General features: G+C 62.1%; 21 protein-coding genes and 1 pseudogene. 10 read left to right on the top strand and 12 right to left on the bottom strand.

The annotated features are described in order from the left end of the window. Positions 1-45 precede the first annotated feature (45 nt). The 3 genes from AABF56_RS30870 to AABF56_RS30860 form a co-directional block, all read right to left on the bottom strand. Positions 46-2,193: a ParB/RepB/Spo0J family partition protein gene (locus AABF56_RS30870; RefSeq protein WP_272809111.1), complete on the bottom strand. Its 2,148-nt coding sequence runs from the start codon at positions 2,191-2,193 to the stop codon at positions 46-48. A 100-nt stretch (positions 2,194-2,293) separates the two neighbouring features. Continuing rightward, positions 2,294-2,884: a hypothetical protein gene (locus AABF56_RS30865; protein ID WP_272809110.1), complete on the bottom strand. Its 591-nt coding sequence runs from the start codon at positions 2,882-2,884 to the stop codon at positions 2,294-2,296. Next, positions 2,881-4,026: a phosphoadenosine phosphosulfate reductase domain-containing protein gene (locus AABF56_RS30860; RefSeq protein WP_272809109.1), complete on the bottom strand. Its 1,146-nt coding sequence runs from the start codon at positions 4,024-4,026 to the stop codon at positions 2,881-2,883. The genes AABF56_RS30865 and AABF56_RS30860 overlap by 4 nt, the downstream gene beginning before the upstream one ends. A 437-nt stretch (positions 4,027-4,463) precedes the next feature. Between AABF56_RS30860 and AABF56_RS30855 the strand changes: the two genes are divergently transcribed. Continuing rightward, positions 4,464-4,760: a hypothetical protein gene (locus tag AABF56_RS30855; protein ID WP_272809108.1), complete on the top strand. Its 297-nt coding sequence runs from the start codon at positions 4,464-4,466 to the stop codon at positions 4,758-4,760. Positions 4,761-4,909: 149 nt separating this feature from the next. Here AABF56_RS30855 and AABF56_RS30850 read toward each other — a convergent pair whose 3' ends face one another. Genes AABF56_RS30850 through AABF56_RS30840 form a run of 3 tightly spaced genes read right to left on the bottom strand, consistent with a single transcriptional unit; the run spans position 4,910 to position 10,360 of the window. Continuing rightward, entirely contained in the window at positions 4,910-8,173 is a 3,264-nt protein-coding gene (locus tag AABF56_RS30850) for an error-prone DNA polymerase (RefSeq protein ID WP_272809107.1), read from the bottom strand. Beyond that, positions 8,170-9,684 (bottom strand): Y-family DNA polymerase, encoded by a 1,515-nt coding sequence (locus AABF56_RS30845; protein ID WP_272809106.1) that lies wholly within the window; start codon positions 9,682-9,684, stop codon positions 8,170-8,172. Before AABF56_RS30845 ends, AABF56_RS30850 begins: the two co-directional genes overlap by 4 nt. Next, on the bottom strand, positions 9,602-10,360 hold the full coding sequence (locus tag AABF56_RS30840; RefSeq protein ID WP_272809105.1) for an ImuA family protein: 759 nt from the start codon (positions 10,358-10,360) through the stop codon (positions 9,602-9,604). The genes AABF56_RS30845 and AABF56_RS30840 overlap by 83 nt, the downstream gene beginning before the upstream one ends. Before the next feature lie 207 nt (positions 10,361-10,567). Between AABF56_RS30840 and AABF56_RS30835 the strand changes: the two genes are divergently transcribed. The 3 genes from AABF56_RS30835 to AABF56_RS30825 all read left to right on the top strand — a co-directional run bounded on the left by AABF56_RS30835 (position 10,568) and on the right by AABF56_RS30825 (position 14,444). Then, a complete protein-coding gene (locus AABF56_RS30835) occupies positions 10,568-12,637 on the top strand; it encodes an ATP-dependent helicase (RefSeq protein ID WP_272809104.1) in 2,070 nt (689 codons plus the stop codon). 3 nt (positions 12,638-12,640) lie between these two features. Further along, positions 12,641-13,765 (top strand): DNA polymerase IV, encoded by a 1,125-nt coding sequence (gene dinB / locus AABF56_RS30830; protein WP_272809103.1) that lies wholly within the window; start codon positions 12,641-12,643, stop codon positions 13,763-13,765. A gap of 88 nt (positions 13,766-13,853) precedes the next feature. Further along, positions 13,854-14,444, top strand: coding sequence for an SOS response-associated peptidase (locus tag AABF56_RS30825; protein ID WP_272809102.1), 591 nt, complete (start codon positions 13,854-13,856; stop codon positions 14,442-14,444). A 128-nt stretch (positions 14,445-14,572) separates the two neighbouring features. On the opposite strand, the gene AABF56_RS30820 is transcribed toward AABF56_RS30825, so the two are convergent. Genes AABF56_RS30820 through AABF56_RS30810 form a run of 3 tightly spaced genes read right to left on the bottom strand, consistent with a single transcriptional unit; the run spans position 14,573 to position 16,656 of the window. After that, positions 14,573-15,526 carry a hypothetical protein gene (locus tag AABF56_RS30820; protein ID WP_272809101.1) on the bottom strand — a complete coding sequence of 318 codons (954 nt, stop codon included), beginning with the start codon at positions 15,524-15,526 and terminating at the stop codon, positions 14,573-14,575. Further along, positions 15,523-16,194, bottom strand: coding sequence for a TauD/TfdA family dioxygenase (locus AABF56_RS30815; RefSeq protein WP_272809100.1), 672 nt, complete (start codon positions 16,192-16,194; stop codon positions 15,523-15,525). The genes AABF56_RS30820 and AABF56_RS30815 overlap by 4 nt, the downstream gene beginning before the upstream one ends. A gap of 3 nt (positions 16,195-16,197) precedes the next feature. Continuing rightward, positions 16,198-16,656 (bottom strand): hypothetical protein, encoded by a 459-nt coding sequence (locus tag AABF56_RS30810; RefSeq protein WP_272809099.1) that lies wholly within the window; start codon positions 16,654-16,656, stop codon positions 16,198-16,200. A gap of 200 nt (positions 16,657-16,856) precedes the next feature. Between AABF56_RS30810 and AABF56_RS30805 the strand changes: the two genes are divergently transcribed. Beyond that, a complete protein-coding gene (locus AABF56_RS30805; protein WP_272809098.1) occupies positions 16,857-17,234 on the top strand; it encodes a hypothetical protein in 378 nt (125 codons plus the stop codon). 14 nt (positions 17,235-17,248) lie between these two features. Here AABF56_RS30805 and AABF56_RS30800 read toward each other — a convergent pair whose 3' ends face one another. After that, complete coding sequence (locus AABF56_RS30800; protein ID WP_272809097.1) at positions 17,249-17,491, bottom strand: hypothetical protein; 243 nt, start codon at positions 17,489-17,491, stop codon at positions 17,249-17,251. Positions 17,492-17,543: 52 nt separating this feature from the next. On the opposite strand from AABF56_RS30800, the gene AABF56_RS30795 reads away from it, so the two are divergent. After that, entirely contained in the window at positions 17,544-17,867 is a 324-nt protein-coding gene (locus tag AABF56_RS30795; RefSeq protein WP_338341943.1) for a hypothetical protein, read from the top strand. A gap of 89 nt (positions 17,868-17,956) precedes the next feature. Then, positions 17,957-18,745: an exodeoxyribonuclease III gene (xth, locus tag AABF56_RS30790; RefSeq protein WP_272809095.1), complete on the top strand. Its 789-nt coding sequence runs from the start codon at positions 17,957-17,959 to the stop codon at positions 18,743-18,745. On the opposite strand, the gene AABF56_RS30785 is transcribed toward xth, so the two are convergent. Then, entirely contained in the window at positions 18,742-19,623 is an 882-nt protein-coding gene (locus AABF56_RS30785; RefSeq protein WP_272809094.1) for a hypothetical protein, read from the bottom strand. The two genes, xth and AABF56_RS30785, sit on opposite strands and share 4 nt — an antisense overlap. Positions 19,624-19,652: 29 nt before the next feature. Then, positions 19,653-19,835 (bottom strand): hypothetical protein, encoded by a 183-nt coding sequence (locus AABF56_RS30780; protein WP_272809093.1) that lies wholly within the window; start codon positions 19,833-19,835, stop codon positions 19,653-19,655. Between the two features lie 204 nt (positions 19,836-20,039). On the opposite strand from AABF56_RS30780, the gene ku (AABF56_RS30775) reads away from it, so the two are divergent. The 3 genes and pseudogenes from ku (AABF56_RS30775) to ligD all read left to right on the top strand — a co-directional run bounded on the left by ku (AABF56_RS30775) (position 20,040) and on the right by ligD (position 22,870). Next, complete coding sequence (gene ku, locus AABF56_RS30775; protein WP_272809177.1) at positions 20,040-20,942, top strand: non-homologous end joining protein Ku; 903 nt, start codon at positions 20,040-20,042, stop codon at positions 20,940-20,942. Between the two features lie 11 nt (positions 20,943-20,953). Beyond that, positions 20,954-21,762 (top strand): annotated as a pseudogene (ku, locus tag AABF56_RS30770) (non-homologous end joining protein Ku). Positions 21,763-21,817: 55 nt separating this feature from the next. Continuing rightward, positions 21,818-22,870 (top strand): non-homologous end-joining DNA ligase, encoded by a 1,053-nt coding sequence (ligD, locus tag AABF56_RS30765; RefSeq protein WP_272809092.1) that lies wholly within the window; start codon positions 21,818-21,820, stop codon positions 22,868-22,870. Positions 22,871-22,881 lie beyond the last annotated feature (11 nt).

The following is a 22,881-nucleotide window of genomic DNA, read 5'->3' as shown; positions in this document are numbered from 1 at the left end:
GGCGCGGCGGCCGGGCCTTGGATTGATGGTTCGTTCCGGAAGGGTCTATTCCGCGGCTTCGAGATGCCCGCCCTCGTCCTCATCGGGATCGGAGGCCGTCTGCTCGCCCTCGACGTCCTCGGTCAGGAACGCCGGCAGCGTGACTTCGACGGCTTCGGTATCGCCTTCGTTGACGATCACCATTTCATCTGCCTCCGAATTTCCGCCTTCATCCGAGACTTCATCGGCAGGATAGCGCAGCACTTCGGGAAGCCACCCGCTACCGTCGAGCAGCCGGGCCGCTTCGCGCGCCATGTCCTGCTTCTTCAGATGATCGATCAGCTGCGCCGACTGATTGCCCTTTGCTTCGCGAACGGCCTGCAGGATGTGGGCCTTGGTCACGCGGCCGAGATAGTTGTCGACCGTCGGCGTCCAGCCCGCACCGACCATGCCGAACCCGATCGTCTGGGCCAGCTGCACGGCATGCTGGTTTTCCCTGGTCCGCCGGTTCCATTGCTGGATCGTGGCGTTCAGCGACATCGAAGCGCAATGCGCAAACAACGCCATCTGGCTATCGTGATCGAGCGCGATCAGGTAGGCCCAGACCGCATCGGCTTCACCGGGAAGATCGTGACCCCAGTTTTCCTGGCGCTGTTCGATCTCCTTAGCCCAAACCGTGTCGGCAAGGCCGGGCGTCTTGGTCGACACCGTATGCTGCACCGTGATTTCCAGGCAAGACGACGTGCCGTAGTGATAGAAGGTCTTCAGCACGAGAAGGTGCAGCACGGCGATGAAGGCCACCGTCGGCTCGTTGGCGAGCGCGTTCCTGAGCGCAAGCGTGCGGGCCGCGGTGAGGTCCTCGATGAGGCGTTCTGCGAGCGGCCGGATCTTGCCGTCGTCTTCATCCGGCTCCTCGACACCAACGGGCTTGCCGTTAATCGGCACACCACCACCACCTTCCGCGGCGGTGGCGTCGTCGCCATCGTTACCGTTCTGCTCGACGCCATCGCCATCTTCCGCACCGGCGACAGGCTCGTCTTCCGGGCGGACGAAGCCGCGCTCGATCCTGAGTTCGCCGTTGCCGGCTAGCGAGATGAAGGCGCCGCCGCGAGCAACATCCTCGGGATCGAGGACAAAGGGTCGCTCGTTCAGCGCCGTCAGCTGAGCGTCGAGATCGTCGAGGTCCGCTTCCGTCTCCTCCGAATAGTCGTCGGCAGCTTCGTATTCCGCGTTGAGCTTGTCGAATTCTGCCGTCAGGGCATCATGAAGCGCCAGCTCCTCCTCGGTGAGCTCCGCCTGCTTGCCGTAAAAGCGGCGAAGGCCGGAAGCGTGGCCGAAATGGAAGTCGATGGCGGAATCGACCCACTTCCAGCCCTCGTCGGTCTTCAGCGCCTCCGCGTCTGCCGTCAGCTTCTCCAGCACGAGCTGTTCGAGCAACGCCGGATCCTGGAGCCATCCGCCGTTGTCCTGCTCGAAGAGATCCCGCATGACGATGCCGCCGGCGGCCTCATAGGCTTCGATGCCGACATAGACCGCACGGCGGTCGCTCGCCCGGATCGCCGTTTCGGTCAGCAGCCGGCGGATATAGTAGGGATCGGTGCTTTGCGTGCGCGAAATCGTCTCCCAGACCTGCTCCTGCCGGGCATGATCCTTGGTGATCGAGAACGCCATGACCTGCCCCAGCTTCATCTGGTCATCGCCGTAGAGTTCTAGCAGGCGGGGCGACACCGAGGCCAGGCGGAGACGCTGCTTCACCGTCGCGACCGAGATGTGGAAGCGGGCGGCGATTTCCTCCTCGTCGAGCCCCTGCTCGCGCAAGACCATCATCGCGCGAAATTCGTCCAGCGGATGAAGATCGGCGCGCTTGACGTTTTCGGCAAGCGAGTCTTCGGCCTCGAGGGTCTCGCCTTCACTGACGATGCAGGGGACGCCGGTCGTCTTGGCGAGCTGCTTCCGGTCGACCAGCAGCTTCAGGGCACGATAGCGGCGGCCGCCGGCAGGGATGCGGTAGATACCGGTCTCCCTGCCCTCGGCATCGAGCTCCGGGCGCACGTTGATGCTGGTCAGCAGCCCGCGGCGCGCAATATCGTCGGCAAGTTCCTCGATCGAGACGCCGGCCTTGGTCTTGCGCACGTTCTGCTGGCTGAGAATAAGCTTGTTGAAGGGGATATCACGCCCGACATTGAGCGCGATTTTCTGAATGGCCTGTGCCATGTCATTTCTCCGCGGCGGACCGGCCAGAGCCTCTCTCCAGCCACCTCAATCCGCCACGAACGCCCCTTCCCCCCTCTCCCTCTTTCCCGGACCGCCGCCCTCACCGCCTGCCGCCAGCACCCGCGCCGGCGCCCGCGTCGCCGACGGCGTCGCGCGAGGAACCGTTCAGCCAGATCCTCATCTGCTGGCGCATGATGCCGATCGGCGCGCAGATTTCCGTGACCGGCGCGCTCCCTGTGACAAAGCCATCCTCCTGGAACAGGTCAACGAAGTGCTGCATGACGTCGAGATAGAGAGCGCCACCGACCAGGCAGACCTCGACGAACGGTTTCCGGCCGCGCTCCGTCATCGAGGCAATGTGCATGCCCGGATGCTCGCCCGAAGGCATCGCGCGCCGCTGGGTTTTCGGCCGCGGCCATCGCGTGCCGAGGCCCCCGGCCTTCATCGCGGCCGCGATCTCCGGCGTCATCCGCCGGTCGTAGTTTTCGATGGTGGTCCTGGCCTCACGAAAACCGTACTCGGCCGACAGGAAGGCTACCTGTGCCTTCTGCTCGTCGGGATCGACATGACGCAGCGTGCGCCAGAGCGGCCCATCGTATCGGTCGCGCGCCGGCATGTATTGCGGGCCGTCGTGCTTGGTCATCGAGCAGGACAGGATGAGCAGGCGGCGGGAGGGTGACGTGTAGGTCATGCAACCCTCCTCCTGGCGTGCAGTTCAAGCAGCTCGGCATAGCGCGCATGGATCGATGCCCGATCACGGTAGCAGGCACGAAATCCCAGCATCGCGCTGACCTCCGAGCGCACCTCCGCAAGAAGATCGGCCTCGCCGTCGGACAGCATCCGGGTCGGCCAGCCTTTCACATAAAGCATCGGCTTCGTCAGCCGGCGTTCCGCCTCACGGCGACGGTCTGCTCGGTCCTTGGCCATGGCCAGGCGATCCCGCATCCTCGGCTGAAGGAGCTGGGGAGCGATATCGCCTAACCACCGGCTGCTCTGAAAGGCAAACGTGCTGCGGCATTCCAGGCCAACCATCTGACGATAGAGATCGTGAGCTTCCGGCTGCGCCGCCGCGGCCACCAGATCGGGAAGGCTCGACATGATGCAGAAGCGGCAGGAGACACGCGTGAGTCCGAACCGGCGATAGGCGGGATGGGGTTCGATGCCCCAGAAATCGAGCGACGAAAAAACCTCCGCCTCGGACCACTCGAGTATCGGCCGCCAGATCCATATTCGCTCGCCCGGCTTGTGATCGAAGATCTCGGCGCGGGCGCGTTGCGGGCTTTCCTCGCGCCGGACGCCGGTCACGCTGACGATCGGCAGTCTGGAGAACCGGCGTTTAAGTTCCCCGTGGATTTTCGAGGTCTTCATCTCGGACGTGCAGAATCTCATCGCCGGCGTGCTCCAGCATGGCACGAGCGTCACGGTGCTGAGATTTTCGTAGCGCGCGACGTTGGATCGCCAGCGGCTTTCCCAGCGATCCATCAGCCCACCTTGCTTGCGCCGGACGACAATGAGTTCGGCGCCGAGGCGATCGGACAGGCGCTCGCAGGTGGGGAGCGAGTCCGACCATTCTACAGAACCGAGGTCGGCATGGATCAGCAGGCGCGGGCCGGAATGTCCGATGCGATCGAGACACTCGAAGGTCGCCATGGCTGCGGCCTGGCTGTCCTTGCCGCCCGAAACACCGATGGCGACGGCCGCGTCCTGTTTGAGAAGGTCCACGATGGGCGGGACGATGGAGACCGATGGAAAGGTACGAGTAATCGATACTGAAGATGGTGTGAAAGAATCGGTTCGATGGCCTGCAGGATCGACGTTCAGGTGATGATGCATGGGGCGGCTCCATGGCGGGCAGCCGGAACCTCTCTCCAGCCTCTCAACCCGCCACCGCCGTTCCGCCCCTCTCTCCCTCTCCCTTCGCCGACGCGCCTTTCCCATTTCCGGCCGCCTGCGCCATCGGGCCGGTTTGGAAAGTGGCGCGTTGCGCGGACGAATGAAGAAATTTCAGGACAAATTCAACGGGATGACATATCGTCTGCGGCGAAGCGGTACGCGCCGCTTTGGGGCGTGGAAACCCCTGTGAACGGTTGATGCTGGCCGATACAGCATCACACTCCTTGGCCTTTTGGTCGGGGAGCCTGAAGCTATGTCCAGGTTCTCCGAACTAAAAGCTCAGGGCCGTTTCACACGGTTTCCAACTCCCCGATCACGGGGTCAATGAGCATTGGATGGCGGGGGCGCACCGCCGAAACTGCTTCAGGGAGAAACCGTTGACTGAAGGGCTCACCTACACCTTCTACACCTATTCCGATGCAGCAGTTCCGCTCGCGGAACGCTGGCAGCCGACCGGGCTGAGGGAGATTTTTTTCGCCGATCGTGAAGAAGCAAGACGTGCAGTGCTCGCCATGCGCGACGATATCGCTGCGGATCCGGAGATGGAATGGGCGGCCACGAAGATCGAAAAGGTGGTGACCGTGCCCATCTCTCAGTCCAACCTCTTGCTGCTATTAAACAGTGGTCCCGGTGCCTTCATTGCGGAGTATGAAATCCTTGAGACCGTGGTTTGATGGAGTTTGCCGCACCTTATGGGCGAATGTTTCACTTTACCCCGCGCGAGGGCTCCCGACCGGATCTTTCACCTTCACCGACCTTGGAGGGCATTACGGGTAGAGGTCCGTTTTGCTGAACCCTTTGCGGATGACCTTCTCTCCGTCGGCTAATGAAAATTCCGGCTCTTGACCTTCAACCGATCAATCAAGAAGTCTTGTATGTAGATGTCCCTCGCCGGCGCCGCCGCCTTCGGCCGCTCGCGCGGGTCCGGCGCGCCGTTGCCGCGCGCAAACTCATCACCGCGGCCATGTGGCAAGGGAAACTGCTCGTCCCGTTCGCCCAGCCGCCCGAGATCATCGGATAGATCGAACAGCCGCTGCGCAACGAGATGAACGACATCGCCTTCGCGCTGGATCTTGCCGTTGATCGCCAGCATTGAGGCTGAAAGCACAAGCCGGCGCTGGCGCTCGAATAGCGTCGGCCAGACGACCGCGTTGACGATGCCAGTCTCATCCTCGATCGTCATGAACATCACGCCTTTGGCGGAACCCGGTCGCTGACGCACAAGCACGAGCCCGCCGGTCATCAGCCACCGGCCGTCTCGGGCGGCCATGGCCTCGGCGCATGTGACCATCCGCTTCTCGCGAAGGTCTTTTCGGAGGAAGGCGACCGGGTGCTGCCGGAGGGTAAGGCCGGTATGGGAATAGTCCTCGACGACCTCGTGTCCAGCCCTCATCGAGGGCAAAGCTACCGAGGGCTCCTGCACTTCAGCGACCTGGCGCGCCTCGCGCTCGGCGGCTGCGGCCCAAAGCTCAAGCGGCTCATCGCGCAAGGCTTTAATTGCCCATAGAGCGCCACGGCGCTGGAGCTGCAACGACGGCAAGAAGGCATCAGCTTCGGCAAGCTTGACGAGGGCAGCCGTCGGCACACCGGATCGCCGCCACAGGTCATCGGCAGATTCGAAGGGTTCGTCGGCGCGCGCCGCTACGATCCGGGCGGCGTCCGCGGTCGAAAGCCCTTTCACCATCCGCATGCCCAGGCGAACGACGCAGAGGCGGCTTCCGTCGATCTCCTCGAGGGTGCAGTCCCAACGAGAAGCGTTGACGCAGACGGGCCTGATCTCTACGCCATGCGCCCTCGCGTCCGAAACGATCTGGGCTGGCGCGTAAAAACCCATGGGCTGCGAGTTCAGGAGCGCCGCGCAAAAGGCGTCCGGGTGATGGCATTTCACCCAGCTCGACGCATAGGCGATCAATGCGAAGCTGGCAGCATGGCTTTCCGGGAAGCCGTAGGAGCCGAACCCTTCCAACTGCGAGAATGTCTGCTCGGCAAATTCGGTCGTGTAGCCATTCTTCACCATGCCGGCGACCAACTTGGTTTTGAATTTGGAGACACCGCCGGAGAATTTGAAGGTGGCCATCGATTTCCTCAACTGGTCCGCCTCCCCACCCGAAAATCCGGCGCAGACCATCGCGACCTTCATCGCCGACTCCTGAAACAATGGGATGCCGAGCGTCTTCGACAGCACCGCCTCCAGCTCCGGCGTCGGGTATTCGACCGGCTCCTTACCCTCACGGCGCCTGAGATAGGGATGGACCATGTCGCCCTGGATCGGCCCAGGCCGAACAATCGCTACGTGGATGACGAGATCGTAAAACGTGCGCGGCTTCAAGCGCGGCAGCATGGACATCTGCGCCCGGCTTTCGATCTGGAAAGTGCCGAGCGTATCGGCCCTGCGGATCATCGCGTAGGTCCGGGGATCTTCGGCCGGGATCGAAGCGAGGTCGCGCTCCTCACCCTTGTGGTCCCGCATCAGGGCAAAAGCCTTGGCCATGCAGGTCAGCATGCCGAGCGCCAGCACGTCGACCTTCATGAACTTCAGCGCCTCAATGTCGTCCTTGTCCCATTCGATGACCTGGCGGTCGTCCATGCGCGCAGGCTCGATCGGCACGAGATCGTCAAGGCGATCTTGGGTCAGGACAAAACCACCCGGATGCTGGCCGAGATGGCGCGGTGCGCCCATCAGCTGCTGCGCCAATTCCAGGGTCAGCTTCAGGCGATAGTCGGCGGCGTTGAGATTGTTTTCTCGAATCTGCCGTTCAGTGACACCTTCCGACCAGCCCCAGACGCCGGACGAGAGCTGCGCGATCATGTCCTCTGGTAGCCCGAGGGCCTTGCCGACGTCGCGAAGCGCACCCTTGGCGCGGTAGCGGGTGACGGTGGCACAGAGAGCGGCCCGACGTCGGCCATAGGTCTCATAAATCCACTGGATGACTTCCTCGCGCCTCTCGTGCTCGAAATCCACGTCGATGTCCGGCGGTTCGTCCCTTTCTTGGCTGACGAAGCGCTCGAAGAGCAAGTCGTTGGTATCGGGGTCGATAGAGGTGACGCCGAGGCAATAGCAGACGGCGGAATTGGCCGCCGAGCCCCTGCCCTGGCAAAGGATCCCTTTCGAGCGCGCAAAACGCACGATCGAATAGACGGTGAGAAAATATGGCGCATAGTTCATCACGCGGATCAGTTCGAGTTCATCCTGCAGGGATTTCCACACTTTTTCCGGCACGCCCTCTGGATAACGGTTGGCAGCGCCTTCCCAGGTGAACTTGACTAGAGATTGCTGCGCATCGAGGCCGGGCACGATCGCCTCTTCCGGGTATTGATATTGCAGCTCGTGCAAATCGAACTTGCAGCGTTCGACAATCTCGCGGCCGCGGGCGAGCGCTTCCGGATAGTCGCCAAATAGGCGGTGCATTTCCTCAGGCGCCTTGAGAAAGCGATCGGCATGACGCTCTCGGTCGAAGCCGACATCGTCGATGGTGGTGCGGGTGCGGATACAAGTCACGACATCCTGGAGCTGGCGCCGGCTCGGTTCGTGAAACAGCACGTCGTTGGTGACCACAGTGCGGACCTTGAAGCGCGTGGCCATGGCGGAGATGCCGTGCAAACGCAGACGGTCGAGCGGCCGACGGCGCAGGCAGAGGCTCACATAGGCGCGATCGCCGAACAACTCAGCCATCTTGCGAAGCTGGACGGCGCAGGCCTCGTCTGCTTCGTCCGGCACCAGCACCCCGATCATGCCCGCTGCGTGTTCGGCGAGATCGGCAAAATCGATCAGGCAGTTTCCCTTGCCGCCGCGGCTTTTGCCGAGAGACAGCAACCGCGTCAGTCCCGAATAGGCCGGTCGGTCCATGGGATAGACGAGGAGCGACATGCCGTCGGTGAGATCCAAGCGGCAACCGACGACCAGTCGGACGCCGGTGGTCTTGGCGGCTTCCCAGGCCCGCACGATGCCGGCGAGGCTGTTGCGGTCGACGACACCGAGCGCGTCGATGCCGAGCGCGGCAGCGGTGGCGAACAATTCATCGGCGCTGGACGCGCCTCGCAAGAAGCTGAAATGCGTCGTGACCTGAAGTTCGGCGTAGCGCGTCATCCGAACACCCCATGCACGAACCACAGGTGCGAACCGGTTTCCGGATCGATGCCGTCGCCGGCGCGATAGACCCAGTAGCGCTCACCAAGCTCGTCCTCGACCACGAAATAGTCCCTGACCGCCTGAAACTCGCGTGGTCTCCGCCACCACTCTCCAAAGATCCGCTCCGGGCCATCGGCGCGCAGGACCTTTCGGCGCTTGCCGCGCCAGGTAAATACCGCCGGCGGCTGGTCCGGGAGGAGCGCGATGACCTCGACGCGTTCGGGATTGGCGAAAAGCCGCGTCGGCCGCGGCCATTTCACCGCCCAGGCCTCGCCTATATCCGGCGCGGTCGCGGCGATGCGCCGGACCGAGCGCTCCGGCACATCTGAGGCGACGGGCGCGACCCGGAACAGCCGGTGGCCACGATTGCCGAGGATGTCGACCAGCGGCGTGATATCGGCAACTTCCTCCTCGATGAGCGGGGAGGCGGCCTGCCGCTCTTCCAGCGGCTCGGCGAAGACGGCGACCAGAACCATCTTCTCGATACCGAAACCGGGGTCGATCGTCTCGATCCGGTCGCACAACAGTTTTGAGAGCCGCGCCGGGTCACGGACCGGTTTGGCGAGGCCAGCGCGCAGATGCTGCCTTGTGTTGTCGACGCGATGGATGAAGAGATCGCAGCGCCGTGCGCCGAGGCCGTCCTCGGCGAGCCAGGCCGAGAGCTGGCCGACCAGCCGACGGACATATTTGGCGATGGTTTCCGGCGCGCCGATGGGCTCCGCGAAATTCTTCGCGACCTCGACAAGCTCGGGCGTGCGGATCGGCTCGATCGGTTCGGCTAGCCGCCCGAACATTTGGTCGAGCCGACGCGCCGGCTCCGGGCCGAAGCGTAGCGTCAATGGTGCGCGCGGCATGGCCGAGAGCTGGCCGACCGTATCGATGCCGAGCACACGCATGCCTTGGACGGTCTCCGCCGGGAGCCGCAGCGCGACAATCGGTAGATCGATGACCGCCTTCGTCACATTGTCCACCGGCACCACCGTCGTTTCCGCCGTCAGGAGCCGGGCGAGCGCGTGCGCGGCGCCCCAGGTGTCGGCAACGGCAGCCCGTGCCGTCAGCCCCCGGCCGCGCAGCAGATTGACGAGACCGGAGATCAGAAGCGGCTCGCCACCACGCAGATGATCGGCACCCTCGGTATCAATGACCAGCCCATCGGCGCCATCGACGGCAACGACCGGGCTGTATTGCCGGAGAGCCCAAAGCGCCAGGCGCTCCAGCGCCGCCGCATCCTCGGCCGGTGCGGCGTCGACCATCAGGAGATCCGCGACCATGGCTTGCGCCTTGCTGGCGGGCATTCCTATCCGAAGACCGAGCTTCAATGCGGCAGGGTCGGCGGCCGAAATCCAGCGCTTTGAGCCGCGCCTTGCGACAACGACGAGCGGCTTGTCAGCCGGCAAGGCTTCGCCAGCGTGCCGTCTGATCCGCTCGGTCGAGAGCTGTGGGAAGTAGACAGATACGACCCTTGGCATCGGGGGCTCCAATTTCAAATTCGGCGCATTCGCCCGCCTTGACGCGCATGAGTTCTGCCAGCCAGCGGGCCCTCCCCACGCCCGCGACCGGCAATCGTTGCGATGGCAGCGTGCTGATGCGCCACCGCGTCGTCGATGCTGTCGGCTGCCCATAGTCCGAGGCCTCGTTCTGTCGTCGCCAGCGCCGGAGCACGATGCCCATGGCGCCCGTTTTTTCCGCTGCCAGTTGCAGGCGTCGCGAGGCGTTCATCGGCAGACGAACGAGCTCGCCGACGACCGCGGCAAGCCCGCCGAAAGACAGCCCCTCTTCCATGGCGGACAGCACCTCCTCCTCGCGATCGCTTTCACAGAAGACGACGCGGTCCGGATGCAGCCCGGCCTGGGCAACCGCGGGGAAAAACAGGTCCGGGCGCGTCATGCACCAGAGTACCTTGCCGCGCGACCGCGCAGCGATCCCCGCCACGAAGAGCGCGGCCGCAGCCCCGTCAACCGTTCCTCCCCCGCCGCCGGCAACCTCGTGCAGCGCGCCAAAGGCAAGCCCTCCGCCCGGCAAGGCCCGGTCGACCTCCGCAACGCCAAAAGGCAGGACCTGCCTTGCGCGCTGCGGGACGCCTTCTAGCTGGCCGATGCGCTCGCGAAGCTCCGCCAGGACAGGGTTGAGGGCATGGTTGGCCACGGTTGAATTGTTGCTCCTTCAGGGTTTCCAGCGGTTCTCTAAGCTGATATGTTCATTATTTGTTCCGATTGCCCAACTGAGTCAATCGGGCCTCCGATCCGGAAATCGCACCTCGGCTAAGTCGTTGAAACGAATCCCTTAGCTGCATCAAGGAGATATCCACGGAGCGGAGGTGCAGGAAAATTTTCTTAAGGCAGCTGGGGACAAATGGCGGCGGCGCATCTTGAAAAACTGAACGACCGACAGCGTGAGGCGGTCGAGCATGGCGTCGGCCTGCCGGATGGACAGATCGGCGGGCCGCTCCTGATCATCGCCGGCGCTGGAAGCGGCAAGACTAACACGCTGGCTCATCGCGTCGCCCACCTCATCGTCAACGGCGCCGATCCGCGTCGCATCCTGTTGATGACCTTTTCGCGGCGGGCGGCGTCAGAGATGGCGCGCCGCGTGCAGCGTATTTGCCGGCAGGTGCTCGGCGACAACGCCGCCGTCATGACCGATGCGCTTGCCTGGGCCGGGACGTTTCATGGGATCGGCGCGCGGCTCTTGCGCATGTATGCCGAACAGATCGGCCTCAGCGTCGACTTCACCGTCCACGACCGTGAGGACAGCGCGGACCTGATGAACCTTGTCCGGCATGAGCTGGGTTTTTCCGCCAAGCAGAGCCGGTTCCCCACGAAAGGGACGTGCATCGCGATCTATTCGCGGGTGGTCAATTCGCAAGTCTCAATCAGGGAGATCCTGAAATCCTTCTATCCCTGGGTGCTCGAATGGGAAGACGAGCTGAAGCAGCTCTTCGCGGCCTATACCGAGGCCAAACAGGCGCAGAATGTCCTGGATTACGACGATCTGCTGCTCTACTGGGCGCAGATGGTTTCCGAACCGGAGCTTGCCGAGGATGTCGGCAAGCGCTTCGACCACATCCTCGTCGACGAATACCAGGACACCAATCGCCTGCAGGCCTCGATCCTTATGTCGCTGGCGCCCGGCGGCCGCGGGTTGACCGTCGTCGGCGACGATGCGCAGTCCATCTATTCCTTTCGCGCGGCAACCATCCGCAACATCCTGGATTTTCCGCAGGAATTCTCACCGAAGCCTGCCGACGTCATCACGCTCGACCGCAACTATCGTTCGACGCAGCCGATCCTGGCCGCCGCCAATGCCGTCATCGAATTGGCCCGTGAGAGGTACACGAAGAACCTATGGACCGACCGCGCGTCGGAACAGCGACCGATGCTTGTCACCGTCAAGGATGAGGTCGATCAGGCCGCCTATATCGTCGAGCAGGTGCTCGCCAACCGTGAGATCGGCATCTCCCTCAAGCAGCAGGCCGTGCTGTTTCGGACCTCGAGCCACAGCAGCGCACTGGAAATCGAGCTCACCCGGCGAAACATCCCCTTCGTCAAATTCGGCGGCTTGAAGTTCTTGGACGCAGCCCACGTCAAGGATTTGCTGGGCGTTATGAGGTTTGCGCAAAACCCGCGCGATCAGGTTTCCGGCTTCCGGGTGCTTAAACTGCTGCCCGGTATCGGACCGCAAACCGCCGGGAAAATCCTCGACACGATCGCGGCCGATCCCGAGCCGTTGCAATCGCTCGCGGAGATTCCGCCACCGGCCAAGACGGACGACGATTGGCCAGCCTTTGTCACATTGGTCTCTGCCCTGCGCAAGGCAGAGGCAGGCTGGCCGGCAGAGATCGGGACCGTGCGAATGTGGTATGAGCCGCATCTCGAGCGAATCCATGAGGATGCCGATACCCGCAAGGACGATCTCATCCAGCTTGAACAAATCGCCAGTGGCTATGCGAGCCGCGAGCGTTTCCTCACAGAGTTGACCCTCGATCCGCCCGACGCGACTAGCGACCAGGCTGGCGTGCCGCTGCTCGACGAGGACTATCTGATCCTCTCGACGATCCATAGCGCCAAGGGCCAGGAATGGCGTTCCGTCTATCTGCTCAACGTCGTCGACGGCTGCATCCCGTCCGACCTTGGCACCGGCACGACCGCGGAACTCGAAGAGGAGCGTCGGCTCCTCTATGTCGGCATGACGCGCGCGCGCGACAACCTTACCTTAGTTACGCCGCAACGCTTCTTCACGCATGGCCAGAACGCTCAGGGCGACCGGCATGTCTATGCCTCTCGCACCCGCTTCGTGCCGGCCACGCTGTTGCAGTATTTCGAGACCACGAGTTGGCCGAAGGTCTCGGCCGCAGCCAGCGAACGCAGCGCAAAGCAGATCCGCGTCGATGTCGGTGCGCGGATGCGATCGATGTGGAAATGAGTCATGCAGCCCGTTACGTCGACAGAGATTAAGGACGAGGAGCCGGATCGCGAGGAGCGGGTCCGGCGTATCATCCATGTGGACATGGACTCCTATTATGCGTCGGTTGAACAACGCGATCATCCGGAGTTGCGCGGCAAACCTGTTGCCGTCGGCAGCCCGTCGGCGCGCGGTGTCGTCCTGACGGCGAGCTATGAGGCCCGCCCCTTCGGCGTGCGCTCCGCACTTCCTTCACTGACGGCGAAGCGCCTCTGCCCCGACCTGATCTTTGTGCCGGCGCGCTTTGACGTCTATCGTTCGGTCTCCGCGCAGATTCATGCGATTTTTGCCGAATATACCGACCTGATTGAGCCTCTATCGCTCGACGAAGCCTATCTTGACGTCACCCACAACAAGCAGGGCGTTCCGATTGCCACCGAGATCGCCACGAGAATTCGGGCGCGCATCAAGGAGGTTACCGGTCTCAATGCCTCGGCCGGGATCTCCTACTGCAAGTTTCTCGCCAAAATGGCCTCGGACCTCAACAAGCCCAACGGCCAAGCGGTCATCACTCCGAAGCACGGGCCGGCCTTCGTCGCGCGGCTTGCCGTCAAGAAATTTCACGGCATCGGGCCAGCGACTGCCACCAAAATGGAGCGCCTTGGCATCCTGACTGGGGCGGATCTCAGAGCGAAGTCGCTTGCCTTCTTGCAGCAGCATTTCGGGAAATCCGGCACTTGGTATTACAACATTTCTCGCGGCATCGATGATCGGCCGGTTCGGCCGGATCGGGAGCGAAAATCCGTCGGCGCGGAAGATACCTTCATCGGGGATATCTTCGATCTGGATGCAGCGCGCGGGGAGATTTTGCCGCTTGTCGACAAGGTCTGGCGGCATTGTCACAACAAGAGCCTTCGCGGAAGGACGGTCACGCCGAAGGTGAAGTACACCGATTTTCAGATCATTACTCGAAGCCGGACCGAGGCCGCTCCGTTCGAAACGACAGAGGGGATCGTCGCGGCGGTCGACGCTCTCCTTGCGCCGCTGTTCCCGGCGGCGAAGGGTATCCGACTTCTCGGCATCACCCTGTCGGCATTCACCGACGACGTCAGAAGCGAACGCGCCGATCAGCTTCAACTCGCAATCTAGGCTCGGGCCGTCTTCGTCGCGCGCATCGAAATCTGTGGCACCCGCGCTAGATTATCGCCAAAGCGACCGACGTACCGCTGGAGGTACCATGTGCAATGATTATCGATTGATGATCGAACTCGCCTCTGTCATCGAACAGTTCGAGCATCGCAAGATCAAGATCCGGTTTCCCGAGGGAAGGCCCAACATCGAGGCGCGCGAGGACATCAAGATCACCGATGCCGCGCCGATCGTCCGAGGCGTCGAAGGCGAGCGCGGAGCCGGGGAACTGGTTCAGCGCCGGTGGAGCTGGCCGAGCCCGACGAAAAAACCGGTCTACAACTTTCGCTCCGAAGGCCGCGAGTTCACCTCCAACCGGTGTCTCATTGTCGCCGACGGCTTCTACGAGTTCACCACCCCGGCCGACCCGAAGAAGAAGCGGAAGGACAAGTGGCTGTTCCGCAAGACCGGCGAGCCCGTCTTTGCCATTGCCGGCATCTGGCGCGAGACCGAGGACGTCGGCGAGGCGTTCACCATGCTGACGATGGAACCGGGGCCGGACATCGCTCCTTATCACGACCGGCAGATAGTTGTGCTCGACCGCGGCGATTGGGTGAATTGGCTTGATCCCTCGGTGTCGGCAGCCGATCTTATAAAGCCTCTACCGCCGGGGGCATTGACGGTTGAGCAGGTAGGCTAGGGAAATGAGCGCGTGACGGCTGCACATCGACCACCGTTCAGAAGGCGCGGGCCGGCACCGCCTTCTCGGCGGTGCCTATCTCATGAACATGGTCGCACCGAGGCAAAGATTGTCTCGATGCTGAAGCATCAGCGTTCGTTATTGTCGTCCTCGTAGTTCGACCAATCGTCAGCAGGAGCGTAATATTCTGCCGCATCGTAGGTCCGCGTTTTCCTGTAGCGATCGCTGAGGCCGACGACGGCGAGCTTGGAAAGGCCGGCGATCTTTAAACTGCAAGCGACGCATTCGAAGTTTGTCGGGAGATATTCCTGGGTTTCGATGATTTCGTCGCTATCGAGCTTCTGCGTCGGAGCAGAAACCGGCTCGCCAGCGACAAGCGCCGTCGATGCACATGACGGGCAGTCGACGCGGTGGCCGTTTTGACGAGTGGCCCATACGGCCGCCTGCGCTTGCAATGTCGTGCGCTCGTCATCGGACTTGGCATTCCAGACCTTCTTGTGCGCCTCGACGTCCCCCTTCACGGCTTTCGCGCTTTCGTCGGCGGCCGCGTCGATCAGCTTCTTCGCAACCTCCGCTTCGTCTTTGCCGACGAATTCCTCAAGCGGGATACCCATCGACGTCAGAAGGATTTCGCAGGTCTGATAGAATCTTGGCTGCCAGGTCGATCCCTTAACGCCTTCAAACGCCAACTCGCCGGTATGAAGTTCGGCGTTGCGCCTGCCGGTATGCACCACCCCGAAACTCTCATGCTCCTTGGTGAACTCCGCCAGTATCCCCGATAGGCGCTTGAACACGTCGCTGATTGCGATGGATCTAGGGGAGAATTTCTCCTCGAAAGGTGTAAAGCCGAGCGCAAAACATAGGTTTGATCCGTTCTTATCGGTTTCGGCCAACAACGCCGGACTTACATTTGCAAGGGCAGCGCGAGCTAGGAACTCCAGGGCAAGGCTCGACCAAAGAGCGTATTCCCACGTATCGCTGTCATTGCCCGCCATGTTCTGAATGTAGAGTACCGCCTTGGTGTAGAGCGCCTCCGGGTTGAAAGTTGGCGGCGTCTCACCCGGCTCTATGGTCTTCTTCAATTTAGCCCTCCCAAATATACTCGTTGAATAGAACGGTCCTCTCGTCCCGGCGGAATCGGCGAACGAGCATGCAGCATGCGCCAGTTGTCGATTATCAGAGTGTCGCCGGTGCGAATCAGCGCAATCGACGACGGCGCGCTCGTGGCGAGCCATTCGCGGATCTCCGCATTTGCGATCTCGCCAACTCGGCTTGCCGGCCGGAGAAAGATCTCATCCCACCGTAGGAGGTCGGCGCCTTGCGCTGCAGGTTCGAAAAGACGAAAGAGGGCGACCGATCCGTCACGTGGCCGCCTGGGCCTGAAGATGGCGCGCGCGAGCACATCGCGAGATATTGCGTCGATGAGCGAGCGCCCGTCGATGAGCGATGTGGGGACGTCCCGATAGCCAGTCAAACACCTCAGCAGCAGATATCGCGGCGGCCAGCGCCAGTGGGCGAGGTCGGTATGAAAAGGGAAGCGCCCCAAACCAAAATTTCCGCTGTACGTGTTCGGAGCAGCGTCTTCGCGAGGGGTGAGCGTCTGCACAAGACCGCCTTCCCACGGGGTCAGCGGTGTACCGAGCTGGTTGGCGATCTCAACGATGTCGGCGCCCGGACGATGTTCGGGGATCAGAATATAACCCTCTTGGGTGATCTGGCTCCTCAGCGCGGTCCGTGCGGCTTCGTCCATCTCTCAAATTGCCTTCTCGGCCTTCAGCAGATCGCGGACGCGCGCGCCAAGCGGCGTGACACTATAGACGGTCCCGCGGTACGTGCCGTCGGGAAATTGCGTCTTTTTCGGAATTGCTAGGCGGCGAACGGCCTGATCGTGTGCGAAAACGGTTCGTAGTGCCTTGGAAATCGCTCCCATGGCATTTCTCAGGACAGGATCGGCCTCACCGCCCTGGTTGGTGAAGGTGTCATGCCCGCCGAGAAGCTTTCGAAGCGCCTCTTTGCGAAGAGGCTGAGTGGGCTTGGGGCGAACGGCCTCAACCACCTTTTGCGCAAGCTGCGTCAGCTCGTCATCACTCTCATCTTCTGGCGGCGCTAATGCACTGAAGAGCTTCAGGTTCTCTGGTGGCACGAAGGGGGCCAGGGCTTTCAATGCGCCCTTCAGGCTCTGCTCGGGTACTTCGGCGATGAGGAGGGGCATGGTTGTCTCCCGTGAGAGGAATCTAATGAGAAGACTAAGGAGGGCCTAGTTCAATTTCAAGGCCGCATGCTGCGAATTATTGAAAATCACGTGTCTTCATCTTCAGTTGGATGAAGTGCCCGCAGGCCGACGTAAAATCGCGGCCCCTAAAACCTCTCGGCGGCATCTCCCACGGATCGGCCGGCGCTACCCCGTGCCTGATGGCTGCGGCCGTGCGGGAGCGGAAATTCGCTATTGAAGGTGCCCACGCTGGCGAGATCGGCAGAAAGATCCATGAACCTTCTGCACGCGAGATGGACAACTTCGCCTTTGCGCTGATTGCGACCGCGCACACGCCCATCATGGAGGTCGAGAGAATTGCGCGCTGGTTCGCTTCAACCACTTTCGGCCAGATTGCGAGACCGCCACCTGGGCGTCATAGGCGAGATCGCAGGCAACGTCGACAGCACTCCGCCGTCGCTGACGATTCGATGAGCTTCACGCACGGCAAGATCGCCGTCCAGATCGGCCGGCACAACGGACGCGCCATTCTTGGCGAATGCCCGGGCCGTCGCGAGACCGATGTCTCGCCGCGCTGATAACGAGCGCCACCTCAAGCAAGGGCGTTCTGCCTTTCGGCAATAGACGGGAAATGCTTCGTCCCTTTTCCCTCGGGGCCATTATTGCGTGCGGGACTCGCCCCATCCGAGCTTTCTGCAATAGTCCTCCGCAGCGCGTACTGCTTCCCGCTGGTTTGGAAAGGGCCTTTGAGGAAGTCGGATTTGCCGCGGAACTGGATGAACACGCCCTTGCTGAGGACGTCGTACAGAATCTGCATGCCATCTTCGTATTTCACGGTATGATATCCCGGCGGTCGTTCGGCACGAGAGGCGCCGACGCAGGGCGGCATGAACTCATCCGTCGCGGTCCCCGGCTTGCTCAATGGTAAACGTGGCTGCAAACCCGTCGCACGGCAGCTTGTTCCCAGACGAACTGTGATTTGGGGGTGGGAAATGGGCAACGGCATCTTTGCACCGGACGAGCTTTCGACAATGAAGGACGTTTACGACGACATCATTTCGCAACCGTGGTTCAGCCGAGATCCCGAGGCGAGAAAGGCGTTCGCGCGATATCTGCTCGACGCATATCCAGGCGGGACCTATCGGCCGGACCTTGACCGTCCGCTCCTGGCATCGATCGCCCGCGAGCACTATGGTCAACGCGATTCCTAAGGACCCGCCTCGGCGATCGCCGCGAGCGGAACTTTTAATTTCCACCACCTGTTTCCCGGAACGATCATCGACCGTCGCGAGGAGACTGCGTGAAGATTGCCACCTACAACGTCAACGGCGTGAATGGCCGGCTGCCGGTGCTGCTCCGATGGCTGAAGGAGGACGCGCCGGACGTGGTCTGCCTTCAGGAACTCAAGGCAACGGACGAGAAATTTCCGCGGCGCGAGCTGCAGAATCTCGGTTACGAGGGCGTATGGCACGGCCAGAAAAGCTGGAACGGTGTAGCGATACTCGCCAAGGGCACGCTTCCGGTTTTGACGCGCCGCGGACTGCCGGGCGATCCCGACGATACGCACAGCCGCTATATCGAAGCAGCCGTCAACGGGATCCTTATCGGCTGCCTCTATCTCCCGAACGGCAATCCCGCGCCCGGCCCGAAATTCGACTACAAGCTGCGCTGGTTCCAGCGCCTGCATGCCTATGCCGCCGAGCTGATCGACCTCGGCATCCCAGCCCTGCTGGTCGGCGACTACAATGTCATGCAGACGGATCTCGATGTCTATGCGCCGGAGCGCTGGCGCGACGATGCGCTGTTTCGCCCGGAGGTTCGCGAGGCCTATGCCAATCTCGTCGCGCAAGGGTGGACCGACGCCGTCCGCCATCTCCACCCCGATGAGCGCATCTACACCTTCTGGAAATATTGGCGGAATTCCTTTGAACGCAATGCAGGGCTGCGGATTGACCATTTCCTGCTCAGCCCGACCGTCGCACCGTGGTTGAGGTCGGCTGGCGTCCGGCGGGCTCCGCGAAGCTGGGAGCACACCAGCGATCACGCCCCCGTCATGATCGAGATCGACCCGCCAGCGGATGCGGATTAGGCGAACGGCTGCGCAACCATGCGTCTCTCGCGTGACCGTGCTGTCCGCCGCGCCTCGCGCAGTTCCTCGATGGTGGGGAGCCACCAGCCCCGTTGACGCTCGTAGTCTGCCGGTTCGACCTTCGACGGCCAGGTGTGCACAAGGTCTTCCAGAGAGGGAACGCGCCAGGTTCCCCAGACGCAATCATCGTAAAAGTCCGGATAGAGATCGCTGATCCCGCCTGGATCGACCAGCTCACCGGTAACCTCGTCCACGACGATGAGACCATAGAGCGCGGTCGCGACCGGACGATCCAGTGGCGGCAGATCCTCGGCCGGAAGCGGGATGCGTCTCCGCTTTCGCTCGGCTGTGCGACGGCGGGCTAGCCTTTCTTCATCGGTGCCCTTGCGCGCTTCGGCGCGCTTGCGCCTTTCCTCTGGTTCGCAGCGCTGCGCCTCCGCTTCAATGGCCTGCCAGTGATCGACAAGATCGTCATAGGAGGCAAAGGGCACGCGCCACACCTTTTCGGCGCCGTCCCAGCGGGTGAAGGGAACCTGCCGGATTTCCTCGACGAGTTTGCGCGAATAGGGCGTCCTGACGCGAAACCCGTCCCTGTCGACGCTGAGATAGGGGCTGAGGATTGGTTCGAAGGCATAGGCGTCCCTCCCCTTCGCTTCGGCATAGGGGTCGAGGCGGGATTGCTCTCTCGCCATCCAGCGATCGATGCGTCGGCGGGCCGTCTTGCCAGGGACGATCCACGCCTTGTGTCTATCGCTCCAGCAAGCGCGCGGGAACGTCTTGCGAAACCGCTGCACCGTCATCCGGTCGAACGGGAACGCGACGGCGGCATGCTCGGCGTCCTCTTCGGCCTCAGGGCCGATCTCGCGTTCCTCGTCCATGGTATCACCGTGCTCAGGATAGCCGGCTCTCAGTGCTTTGTATGCCGGTCGCCGCGATCGCCTTCACCGGGCTTGGCCTCGGTTTTCGCCTTGTGGCGGCGATCGGCGGAGAGGGAGCGGCCGACATCGACGCTTTCCTTGAACTGACCCTTCTCGTCACGGCGGACATAGCGCTTGTCGGTTCCGGTATCGATGGTCTCACGCTTGGTCATCACAATATTCCTTTCCGGTTGTGGTCCAGGAAGAACGCACGGAACGGCAAGAAAGATGCAGTGAATCAAGGACATATTGCAGACTCGCAATGAGGGAAGCGAGCGGCCGCTAAGTTGTTGATTTCCGATTCATTTTCGAATCGGAACAAATTCGCAAGTGATTCGCTTGACTCGCTTTGGTTGCGTCGAGTCGGGAGTTTCGAGATGGCCCAGCGTGCTCAGTGGAAAGGCTTCATCAAATTCGGAGAGGTGAGCTGCGGCGTCGGGCTTTATACCGCCGCCAGCACCTCCGAGCGCATCTCGTTCCATACGATCAACAAAAAGACCGGCAATCGCGTCGACCGTATCTTCGTCGACAGCGACACCGGCAAGGAGGTCGAGCGCGAGAACCAGACCAAGGGTTTCGAGATCGAGAATGGCCAGTACATCATGATCGATCCGGAAGAGGTCGCCGCGACCATTCCCGACAGCAACAAGACACTGACCATCGAAGCCTTCATTCCCTGCTCGAATGTCGATGACGTCTATTTCGACAAGCCCTACTACTTGGTGCCGACCGACCGCGTTTCCTCCGACGCCTTCACTGCGCTGCGCGACGCCATGGAGAAATCCGAGGTCGCGGCGGTCGCCCGCACGGTCCTGTTCCGGCGCATGCGCACTGTCCTGATCCGCACGCATGGCAAGGGCCTGATCGCCACGACCCTGCAATACGATTACGAGGTCCGATCGTCGGAGAAAGCCTTCGACGAGATACCGAAGCTGCGCATCAAGGGCGAAATGCTTGACCTCGCTAAGCACATCATCGCCACCAAGAAAGGCACCTTCGACCCGGCCGCGTTTGACGATCGCTATGAAGAGGCGGTCTCCGAACTGGTAAAAGCGAAGATCGAGGGCAAAGCTTCGCCGAAGCGCAAGGAAGTCAAGGTTTCCAAACCCGACGATCTGCTGGCCGCGCTGCGCGAAAGCGCCAAAATGCTCAAAGCCGGTGACGACACGCCGAAGCGTTCCGCTGCCAATGCCTACAAGGGCGCCGGTCGCAAGCCGGCGGCGCGCGCCGCTGCGTCGAAGGCGCACAGCCCGGCGGCCGCGCGGCGTAAAGCCGGTTGAGGAGAACGATCATGGCGCCCCGTCCCTACTGGAAAGGCTATCTGAAGCTTTCCCTCGTCACCTGCCCCGTCTCGATGTCGCCGGCAACGTCGGAGAGCGACAAGGTCCGGTTTCACACCTTGAACAAGGAGACTGGCAACCGCGTCGTCTCGCAATATGTCGATACGTCACGCGCAAACCCGTCAAGGACGACGACGAGGTGAAGGGTTATGCCCGCGGCGAGAACGACTATGTCCTGCTTACCGACGACGAGCTGGACGCAGTTGCGCTCGACACGGTGAAGACGATCGACATCGACAAGTTCGTGCCGCGCGACAGCATCGAATGGATCTATCTGGAAAAGCCGCATTATCTCGTGCCCGATGATCCGGTCGGTCATGAGGCCTTCGCGGTTATCCGTGACGCTATGGCGGCCGACAAGGTCTATGGCGTCTCGCGGCTGGTGATCGGTCGGCGCGAGCGCGCGGTCGTGCTGGAGCCGCGCGGCGAAGGCATCGTCGTCTGGACGCTCCGCTTCGGCGACGAGGTGCGACCGGAGCAGTCCAATTTCGAGGACATCGACGACAGGTCCGATCCCGACCTCGTCCCGCTGGTGCAGAAGTTCATCAAGCAACACACGAAGGAATGGTCGCCGGACATGGTCTCCGATCCGGTCCACGACGCTCTCCTCGACATCATCGCGAAAAAGAAGAAGGCGCTGAGAGCGTCGAAGAGCAAGGCCAAGGGAGGTGAGCGTCCGTCGGGTGGCAATGTCATCGACATCATGGACGCGCTGCGTAAGAGCCTCGCGGCCGGTGAAAAAGGCAGGCGCGCATCCTGAAACCGTCACGCATAGCACCTATGTTCGATCTCTCTCGCACCCGCAATGGACATTCATGAAGAAGCGCCGATCCGCCATCCCCCTGCTCGACGAATCCGGTACGGCACTCCAGTCGCGGCCCGTGCGCAAACGCGATCCAGCGCAGCCGAACTTGCCCTTCGATCCGATGCCCAAGCGTGTGGAGCCGTGTCTCGCCCTGCTTCGTCCGACGCCGCCAGAAGGACCGGAGTGGATTTACGAGAACAAATGGGACGGTTATCGCCTGGCGGTCCACATCGAACCAAAGGGCGTGCGGATCATCACGCGCGGCGGCCATGACTGGACCCATCGTTTTCCCAGGATTGCAGAGGCAGCGAGGAAGCTCGGCGTCGGTACCGCCATCTTGGATGGCGAGGCCGTGGTTCTCAACAAGGAGGGGCATTCGGATTTCGGTGCGCTGCAGCGCTCGCTCGGCGGGCGCGGCGGCAAGCGCGCCTCGACCGAAGCGGTATTCTTCGCCTTCGACCTGCTTTATTTCGACGGCCATGATCTGACTAAGACGGAGCTTGCCGTTCGCCGGCATCTGCTCCAAGACTTTCTCGACGGGTCTGTCGGTGCGGTGCAGCTGTCCGAGGAAGCCCATGGTGACGGGGCGGAGCTACTTGCGAACGCCTGCAAGATGGGTCTGGAAGGCATCATCGCCAAGCATCGCGACCGTCCCTATCGATCCGGCCGCACCGGCGACTGGATAAAGGTCAAATGCGTCCAAAGCGAAAGCTTCATTATTGTCGGCTATGAACACTCGGACGCTGCGCGCGGCGGGATCGGAAGCCTGCTGCTGGCGGCGCGCCAGGGCGATAGCTGGGTGTCGGTCGGCTCGGTCGGAACAGGGTTCAAGGCACCGGATGCGGAATATCTGCGCAAGACACTCGACAAGCTGAAAACTAAGAGGCCGGTCGTGCCGTTCAAGGGCAAGAACTACGTCTTCGCGCAGCCGACGCTCATCGCAGAGGTCGAGTTTCGTGGCTGGACGGACGACGGAAATCTGCGCCATGCGTCCTACAAAGGCCTGCGCGAAATCCAGGACAACGCGGCGGTGTTCGATGTTAGCGACAGCCCGGTTCGGTAAGAGCCTCATGA

The sequence above is a fragment of the Shinella sp. WSC3-e genome, assembly GCF_945994535.1.
GTDB classification, from domain to species: domain Bacteria; phylum Pseudomonadota; class Alphaproteobacteria; order Rhizobiales; family Rhizobiaceae; genus Shinella; species Shinella yambaruensis.
This window is presented reverse-complemented; position numbering and strand designations above follow the sequence as displayed.